Source organism: Mycobacterium parascrofulaceum ATCC BAA-614 (assembly GCF_000164135.1).
Classification (GTDB): domain Bacteria; phylum Actinomycetota; class Actinomycetes; order Mycobacteriales; family Mycobacteriaceae; genus Mycobacterium; species Mycobacterium parascrofulaceum.
Map to the genome: position 1 here is coordinate 66,146 of NZ_GG770558.1, position 8,324 is coordinate 74,469.

At 69.9% G+C, this 8,324-nt stretch carries 7 protein-coding genes; 5 read left to right on the forward strand and 2 right to left on the reverse strand.

Going from position 1 to position 8,324, the window contains the following annotated elements; genetic code table 11:
- The first annotated feature begins 112 nt into the window (after positions 1 to 112).
- The 5 genes from HMPREF0591_RS23615 to HMPREF0591_RS23635 are packed head-to-tail and all read left to right on the forward strand — an operon-like array spanning position 113 to position 4,988.
- Positions 113 to 1,396 carry an MCE family protein gene (locus HMPREF0591_RS23615; protein WP_007171214.1) on the forward strand — a complete coding sequence of 428 codons (1,284 nt, stop codon included), beginning with the start codon at positions 113 to 115 and terminating at the stop codon, positions 1,394 to 1,396.
- Positions 1,393 to 2,517: a virulence factor Mce family protein gene (locus HMPREF0591_RS23620; RefSeq protein WP_007171215.1), complete on the forward strand. Its 1,125-nt coding sequence runs from the start codon at positions 1,393 to 1,395 to the stop codon at positions 2,515 to 2,517. The genes HMPREF0591_RS23615 and HMPREF0591_RS23620 overlap by 4 nt, the downstream gene beginning before the upstream one ends.
- A 1-nt stretch (position 2,518) precedes the next feature.
- Positions 2,519 to 3,958, forward strand: a complete 1,440-nt coding sequence (locus HMPREF0591_RS23625) for an MCE family protein (RefSeq protein ID WP_007171216.1) — start codon at positions 2,519 to 2,521, stop codon at positions 3,956 to 3,958.
- On the forward strand, positions 3,928 to 4,488 hold the full coding sequence (locus tag HMPREF0591_RS23630; protein ID WP_007171217.1) for a hypothetical protein: 561 nt from the start codon (positions 3,928 to 3,930) through the stop codon (positions 4,486 to 4,488). The genes HMPREF0591_RS23625 and HMPREF0591_RS23630 overlap by 31 nt, the downstream gene beginning before the upstream one ends.
- 17 nt (positions 4,489 to 4,505) lie before the next feature.
- Positions 4,506 to 4,988, forward strand: a complete 483-nt coding sequence (locus HMPREF0591_RS23635; protein ID WP_040623927.1) for a hypothetical protein — start codon at positions 4,506 to 4,508, stop codon at positions 4,986 to 4,988.
- A gap of 5 nt (positions 4,989 to 4,993) precedes the next feature.
- Here the strand turns inward: HMPREF0591_RS23635 and HMPREF0591_RS23640 are convergent, their stop codons facing one another.
- Complete coding sequence (locus HMPREF0591_RS23640; RefSeq protein WP_007171219.1) at positions 4,994 to 7,246, reverse strand: carbon starvation CstA family protein; 2,253 nt, start codon at positions 7,244 to 7,246, stop codon at positions 4,994 to 4,996.
- A gap of 40 nt (positions 7,247 to 7,286) precedes the next feature.
- Positions 7,287 to 8,324 (reverse strand): ATP-dependent DNA ligase (locus HMPREF0591_RS23645; protein WP_007171220.1); only part of this gene is annotated, 1,038 nt, incomplete at its 5' end.

Genomic DNA, 8,324 nt, shown 5'->3' on the forward strand with positions numbered 1-8,324 from the left:
CGCCCCCGCTCGCCCCGGGCCAGACGGCCCCGCCGCCCGCGCCGCCATCCCCGTCGCCGGTGTACGTGCCCGCACCGGGCGAACCGCAGGAGCAGCCGAAGGCCGGTGAACGATGACCCGGCGCAACGCCCGAATCGGCCTGGCCGCGTTGCTGGCGCTCAGCTTCCTCGCCGGCGTCGCGACGGTCTGGCACTCGTCGACCGCGAGTCGGCGGACGACGGTCGTGGCCTACTTCACCAACAGCAACGGCATTTTCGTGGGCGACGAGGTGCGCATCCTGGGGGTTGCCGTCGGCCACATCAAGCAGATCCAGCCGCAACCGCGGCGGGTGAAGATCACCTTCTGGTACGAGTCCAGATACCAGGTGCCCGCCGATGCCAAGGCCGTGATCCTGTCGCCATCGCTGGTCACCGCGCGGGCGATCCAGCTGACCCCGGCCTACACCGGTGGCCCACAGTTGCACGACGGTGCCGTGATCCCACAGGCGCGCACCGCGGTCCCGGTGGAGTGGGACGACCTTCGTCAGGACCTGGAAAAGCTCACCGAGATGCTGCAGCCCACCCACGGCGGCCTGAGCCCGCTCGGCTCGCTCGTGACGACCGCCGCGAACAACCTGCGCGGCCAGGGGGCGAGTATCCGCGACACCATTGTGAAGCTCTCCCAAGCGGTTTCAGCGCTGAGCGACCACGGCAACGACCTCTTCAGCACCGTGAAGAACCTGTCCATCCTGGTTTCGGCGCTGCAAAGCAGCGGTGACCTGATGCAGCAGCTGAATCAGAACCTGGCCTCGGTCACCGCCCTGCTGACCAACGATCCCAACGAGGTCGCCGGCGCGGTCACCGCGCTGGCCGACGTCGTCGGCGACGTCCGAACCTTCGTGGCCGACAACCGAGAAGCGCTGGGCACGAGCTCGGACCGGCTCGCGTCGGTGTCGACTGCGCTGAACGCCAGCCTCGACGACATCAAGCAGGCCCTGCACATCGCCCCCACCGAACTGCAGAACTTCATGAACATCTACCAGCCCGCGCAGGGCACGCTGAGCGGCGCGCCGGCGTTCGCGAACTTCGCCAACCCCGTCGCCTTCCTGTGCGGGGCGATTCAGGCGGCGTCGCGCCTGGGCTGGGACCAGTCGGCGAAGCTGTGCGTTCAGTACTTGGCGCCCATCATCAAGAATCGCCAGTACAACTTCCCGCCGCTGGGCGAGAACCTGGTGGTCGGCGCCACGGCACGCCCGAACGAGGTGACCTACAGCGAGGACTGGATGCGGCCGGATTACGTTCCGCCGCAGCAGAACCCGGCCGCCGCTCCGGGCCCACCCGCGCCACCGGAGGTGCGCTCGGTCAACCCCGCCGACGGCCTGCGCGGCTTGATGTTGCCGCCCGGCGGTGGGTCGTGACGCGGCGGGCCGTGGCCGGCCTGTTGGCGGCTCTGGCCGTCGCCACGGCCGGTTGCGGCTGGCGCGGCCTGAACTCGGTGGCACTGCCGGGGACCGCGGGACGCGGACCCGGGTCGTTCACCATTCACGCGCAGCTGCCCGACGTGGGCACCCTGGACCAGAATTCCCGCGTCCAGGTCGGCGACGTCACGGTGGGCAACGTCACCCGGATCGAGCGGCAGGGCTGGCACGCGCTGCTGACGATCCGGCTCAACGGCGACGTCGACCTGCCGGCCAATGCGACCGCGACCATCGGCCAATCAAGCCTGCTGGGTTCCCTGCATGTCGAGCTGGCCCCACCCACCGGCGCCCCACCTCGGGGCAGGTTGCGGGAGGGGTCGCTGATCGCCCTGTCGTCGGCCGGCAGCTACCCCACGACGGAGCAGACGCTCGCCGCAATCTCGTTGCTGCTCAACGGCGGTGGGATCGGCCAGATCCAGGACATCACCCAGTCGCTGAGCGCCGCCCTGGCCGGGCGAGCCGACGACCTGCGCAACCTGATCGCCCAGCTCGACACGTTCACCGGCCACGTCGGCGAACAGACGGGTGACATCATCGCCGCCGCCGAGAGCCTGAACAACCTGGTCGGTCAGTTCGCCGACCAGAAGCCGGTCGTCGACAGGGCGCTGACGGCCATTCCGGCCGCGCTGCGCACGCTGGCTGACGAGCGGCAGACCCTGGTGGAGGCACTCGATCAGTTCGGCAAATTCAGTGCGCTGGTTGCCGATTCGGCACGTCAGACCAAGGACACCCTGGTCAAGGAGCTCAACGACTTGGCGCCGGTGCTCGAATCGCTGGTCAACGCCGGCCCCGCCATGACCCGCGCGCTGAGCCTGCTCGCCACTTACCCCTTCCCCAAGGAAACCATCGGCAAGTGGGCACGCGGCGACTACGCCAACCTGACCGCCATCATCGACCTCACCCTGAGCCGGCTCGACGCGTCGTTCCTCACCGGCACCCGGTTCGAGGGCAATCTGACGGAGCTCGAACTGCAGTGGGGCCGCACGATCGGTCAGATGCCGAGCCCGTACACCGCTGGCAATCCGCTTGTGGCGCCCTATCACTGGGATCAGGGACGCTGACATGCCGCCCCTGTCGAGGCGAATCCTCATCCAGCTAGCCGTCTTCGTGATCGTCGCGTTGGCCGGTGGCGCGGTGATGGCGTTCGGCTACATCCAGCTGCCGGCCATGTTCGGGGTCGGACGCTACCGGGTCACCGTCGAGCTGCCGCAGGCCGCCGGTCTGTATCCCAGCGGCAATGTCACGTATCGCGGAACCGAAGTCGGCCGTGTCGAGAGTGTGCGTCTCACCGACACCGGTGTCGCGGCGGTGCTTTCGCTGAAGTCGGGGATCGACATCCCGTCGGATCTCGATGCGCAGGTGCACAGCCAGTCAGCGGTGGGAGAGCAGTACGTCGCCCTGTTGCCGCGCGCCGATTCGCCGCCGCTGCGGGACGGCGACGTGATCCGCCCGGACCGCGTCTCGGTGCCGCCCGACCTGGACACCATGTTGGACGCGGCGAACCGGGGCTTGCAGTCGGTTCCGCGCGCGGACCTCGAGACCGTCGTCGACGAGGCCTCCACCGCCGTCGGCGGGCTGGGTCCCGACCTCGCCCGGCTCGTGGCCGGCGGGAGTTCCCTGTCCACCGACGCCCGGAAGAATCTCGGCGCGCTGCTGACCCTGATCGACGGGTCCAAGCCGGTGCTCGATGCGCAGTCCGGCGCGCCGGACGCGGTACAGGCGTGGGCCGCGCACCTGGCCGACCTCAGCCGCGGGGTGCAGCAGAACGACACCGCCGTCCGGACCGTGCTGGAGCAGGGCGGCCCCGCCGTCGGGGAAGTTCGTGACCTCCTGGACCGGATGAATCCGACGCTGCCGGTCGTGCTCGCCAACCTGATCGGCGTCGGGCAGGTGGCGCTGACCTATCACGCCGGCCTCGAGCAGTTGCTGGTCCTGCTTCCCCAGGCGGTGGCCACGATTCAGGCGATCAACGTCCCGAACCGGAACACCAAGCAGGGTTACAAGGGCGCCTTCTTGAGCTTCAACCTGCGCCTGAACCTGCCGCCGCCGTGTCTCACCGGCTTTCTGCCCGCCCAGCAGCAGCGGGTGCCGTCGTGGGAGGACTACCCGGACCGGCCCGCGGGCGACCTGTATTGCCGGGTGCCGCAGGACTCCGCGCAAAACGTCCGCGGCGTCCGTAACACCCCGTGCGTGGGCCGGCCGGGCAAACGCGCGCCGACGGTGCAGATGTGCGACGGCGACGAAAGCTACATACCGCTCAACGACGGATACAACTGGAAGGGCGACCCGAACGCCACGCTGTCGGGCCAGCCAGTCCCGCAGCCACGCACACCGGCTCCGCCCGCGCCGCCCCCGGCTCCGCTGCCGTTGGCGGCCGCCGAGTACGACCCGGCCACCGGCACCTACGTCGGCCCGGACGGGCATGTCTACACGCAATCCGACCTGGCCGCCCCCGGTGGAAAGGAACGCACATGGCAGACGATGTTGCTACCGCCGAATTGACCGGTCCCCCGGGGGAAGTCGACGACGGGCCCGAGGAGCGGGCGCCGCTCGCTCCGGTCCGGCTCGCGTTGGCCGTCGGGCTTGTCACGGTGGCCGCGCTGACCGGGCTGGCCGGCTGGGCCGGTCTGTGCGCGTATCGGGCGCACGAAGCGCAGGAGCAGCGCGCCCTTTTCCTGCAGGCCGGTCGCCAGGGCGCGCTGAACCTCACCACGGTTGACTTCCGCGAAGCCGACGCGGACGTGCGGCGCATTCTGGCGGGGGCGACGGGCCGGCTCTACGACAACTTCTCCCAGCGCTCGCAGCCGTTCATCGACGTGCTGCTGCGGACGCAGTCGAAGTCGGTCGGGACCGTGACGGAAGCGGGCATCGAATCTCAGGCCGGCGACCGGGCGGAAGTCCTCGTCGCGGTCACCGTTCGCACGTCGAATGCGGCCGCGGCCCAACAGGAGCCGCACGCGTGGCGGATGCGGCTCTCCGTGCGGAAGATCGACGGCGTGGTGAAGGTGTCGGATGTGGAGTTCGTGCCGTGACGGACAGGCAGCTCCGCATCAACTGGTCCCGGGCGCTGGCATACGGTCTGATACCCGGGCTGGCGTTGTCGCTCGCGTCGGCCGCCGGCTTCCTGAAGTGGCAGGGTTCGTCGGCCGGCGACGCCGACCGGGGTCGCATCGAGGCCACGCAGGCCGCGCGGGAGGGTACCGCCGCCCTGCTGACCTACCGACCCGACACGGTCGAGCGCGACCTCGGCGCCGCGCGTGACCGGCTGACCGGACGGTTCAAAGACGCCTACACGTCGCTGTCCCGCGACGTGGTCATCCCCGGTTCCAGGCAGAAGAGCGTCTCCGCGGTGGCGACCGTCCAGTCCGCGGCGTCGGTGTCGGCCGGGCCCGACCACGGTGTCTTCCTGCTGTTCGTCAACCAGACGACGATCGTCGGCGCCGCTGCGCCCGCGTACACGGCGTCCAGCGTCCGGGTCACGATGGACAAGGTCGGCGGCCGCTGGTTGATATCGGGGTTCGACCCGGTCTGAACCTCTCAATCCCTGCTTGCGGCAACCGTTTTGGCCGCATCCCACTGTCGCTGCACCGCGCGTTCGCTGACCGTGGGGACCAGTCCCGACGGCGCGAAGAACTTCGACGGCACCGGCTCGTCCTCGGTCAAAGGACGGCCGCCGCCGCGAATGGCGCGGTAGGACACGGCGATTCCCACGATCAACACGATGACCACGACGAGCGCGAACAGCACCGACAGGGTGCCCTGGACGAAGGTGTTCCTGATGACGTCGTCGAGCTGGTGGGCGGTCCTGGCCGAACCGAACGACGTCTTGCCGGCGTTTCTGGCCGCCAGATACTGGAAGTGCTGCGTCCAGTAGCCGACATGGGGGTTCGCCGAGAAGACTTTCTGCCACGACGCGGTGAGCGTGACCGCCAGGTCCCACAGCAGCGGTAGCCCCGGAATCCACGCCCACTTCAGCAGCCCCTTCTTGATGACGATCACGGTGATGACGGTCAGCGCGACGGCCGCCAGCAGCTGGTTGGCGATCCCGAACAGCGGGAAGAGCGTGTTGATTCCGCCCAGCGGATCCGTCACGCCCATCAGCAGGATGCCGCCCCAGGCCGCGGCGACGGCCAGGCTGCAGAGCCAGACCCCCGGGCGCCAGCTCGGGTTGCGCAGCCTGGCCAGTGGGCCGCCGAGGTTGCCCAGCGCGTCGGACAGCATGAACCGCGCGACCCGGGTGCCCGCGTCGACGGCGGTCAGGATGAACAGCGCCTCGAACATGATCGCGAAGTGGTACCAGAACGCCTTGAGGCCCGCCCCGCCGAAGGCGCGTTGCAATACCTCCGACATGCCGAACGCCAGGGTGGGTGCTCCGCCGGTGCGCGACACGATGGACTTCTCGCCGACCCCATGGGCGGCCGCGGTGAGGCGGTCGGCAGTGGCGGGGGTCCCCGACAGGCCGAGCCGATTGACGTAGTCGGCGGCGGTGACGGCGGTGCCGCCGGTCTGGGCGGGCGGGGCGTTGAGGGTGAAGTACAGGTGCTGGTCCAGGATCGACGCGCTGATCAGCGCCATCACGGCGACGAACGATTCGGTGAGCATGCCGCCGTAGCCGATCAGCCGCATCTGGCTTTCCTTCTCCAGCAGCTTGGGCGTAGTCCCCGACGAGATCAGCGCGTGGAACCCCGACAGCGCGCCGCACGCGATCGTGATGAACAGGAACGGGAACAGCGAACCCGGGAACACCGGCCCGTCCCCGCTGGCGGCGAACCGCGAGATCGCGGGTGCCTGCATGAGCGGCCGGGCCACGCAGATGCCGACCGCGAGCAGGGCGATGGCCCCGACCTTCATGAACGTGGAGAGATAATCGCGCGGCGCCAGCAGCAGCCACACCGGCAGCACCGACGCCACGAAACCATAGGCGATGATCAGCCAGGACACCGTCACCGGGGAGATGTTCAACCACGTTGCGCCCCAGGCCGTTTCACCGACCCAGTTGCCGGATGCCACCGCCGCCAGCAAGAGTGCGAAGCCGATCAGCGACACCTCGGCCACCCGCCCCGGCCGCAGGAAGCGCAGGTAACACCCCATGAACACCGCGATCGGGATGGTCATGGCGATGGAGAACACGCCCCACGGGCTCTGCGCCAGGCCCCGCACCACGACCAGCGCCAGCACCGCGATGATGATCACCATGATCACGAACGCCCCGACGAGGGCGGCCGCCCCGCCGGTCGCGCCGAGCTCGTCGCGTGCCATCTGGCCCAGGGAGCGCCCCCGCCGACGGGTGGAGATCCACAAGACCAGGTAATCCTGGACGGCGCCGGCGAACACCGCGCCGATGACGATCCAGATGCTGCAGGGCAGGTACCCCATCTGGGTGGCCAGCACCGGCCCGACGAGCGGTCCGGCCCCGGCGATGGCGGCGAAGTGATGACCGAACAGCACCCGCCGGTCGGTGGGCACGTAGTCGGTGCCGTCCTCGAACACCTCGGCCGGGGTGGCGCGGTCGTCGCGCGGGCGGACGATCTTCATCTCGATCAGCCGGGCGTAGAACCGGAAACCGATGACGTAGGTGCAGATCGCCGCGACCACGAACCAAACCGCGTTCACCGTCTCGCCGCGGGCGAAGGCGATGATCGCCCACGCGGCGGCGCCGATCACGGCGACGACCGCGAAGACGATCTTGTGCCGGGCGGAGATGGGGGAGCGGTCGACGATCGCGACGGGCGGCAGCGCCGCGTCGGTGTGGATGTAGCTGACGTCCTCGTCGTGCCCTTGCAGTGCCACGGCCGAAAACCCTACGCGGGGGAGGCGAACTCCGCCCGACTTAATACAGCGCGCGGACGGCGTCGATGGTGTCGGCCTCGGCGGGGCTTTTGTCGTCGCGGTAGCGCAGCACCCGGGCGAAGCGCAGCGCCACGCCACCGGGGTAGCGCGTGGATTTCTGCACGCCGTCCAGGGCCACCTCGACCACCTGCTCGGGCCGGACCCGCACGACGTAGCCGTCCGTGCCGCCGACGGCGAGTTCGGTGAAGCGCTCGGTCTGCCAGTCCAGCATGGCGTCGGTCATGCCCTTGAAAGTCTTTCCCACCATCACGAATTCGCCGGTTACCGGGTCACGCGCGCCGAGGTGGATGTTGGACAGCTTGCCGCGCCGGCGCCCCGATCCCCACTCCACCGCGAGGACAACCAGGTCCAGCGTGTGGACCGGCTTGACCTTGAGCCAGCCCGCTCCGCGGCGGCCCGCCTGGTACGGCGCCGCCGGCGCCTTGGCCAGCACACCCTCGTGGCCGGCGGCCAGGGTCGCCCGCAGGAAATCCGCGGCGGCCGCGCGGTCGGACGTGAGCAACCGATCGACCCGCTGCGCGGGCGGCACCAGCGCGTCCAGGGCGGCCAGCCGCTCGGTCGTCGGCGCGTCGAGCAGGTCGGTGCCGTCGTGGTGCAGGATGTCGAAGAAGAACACCGAAAGTGGTTGCGCCGCATGGGCGGCCGCGACGTCGACCGATCGGCCGAAGCGCGACGCGGTGACCTGGAAGCGGTGGGGTGAGCTGTCGGGCCGCAGCGCGATCGCCTCGCCGTCGGCGATGAGGTCGCGCACCGGCAGGGCCAGCGTCGCGTCCACCACCTCGGGCAAGCGCGCGGTAACGTCGTCGAGGCTGCGGGTGTAGACGGTGACCTCGCCGCCGGACCGGTGAATCTGCACCCGGGCGCCGTCCAGCTTTGCCTCGAAGATCGTCGTCCCGCCGTGCCGTTCCAGCGCATCGTCCACCCCGGTCGCGGTCTGGGCGAGCATCGGGCCGACCGGTTGGCCGACCCGCAGGGCGAACGCGTCGAGCGCCCCGGTCCCGCCGCCCAGGGCGGCGGC

What these genes read in the sequence shown, in the direction of transcription:
- HMPREF0591_RS23615 (WP_007171214.1), top strand. Translation starts at nt 113, where the DNA reads ATGACCCGGCGCAACGCCCGAATCGGCCTGGCCGCGTTGCTGGCGCTC.
- HMPREF0591_RS23625 (WP_007171216.1), top strand. Translation starts at nt 2,519, where the DNA reads ATGCCGCCCCTGTCGAGGCGAATCCTCATCCAGCTAGCCGTCTTCGTG.
- HMPREF0591_RS23630 (WP_007171217.1), top strand. Translation starts at nt 3,928, where the DNA reads ATGGCAGACGATGTTGCTACCGCCGAATTGACCGGTCCCCCGGGGGAA.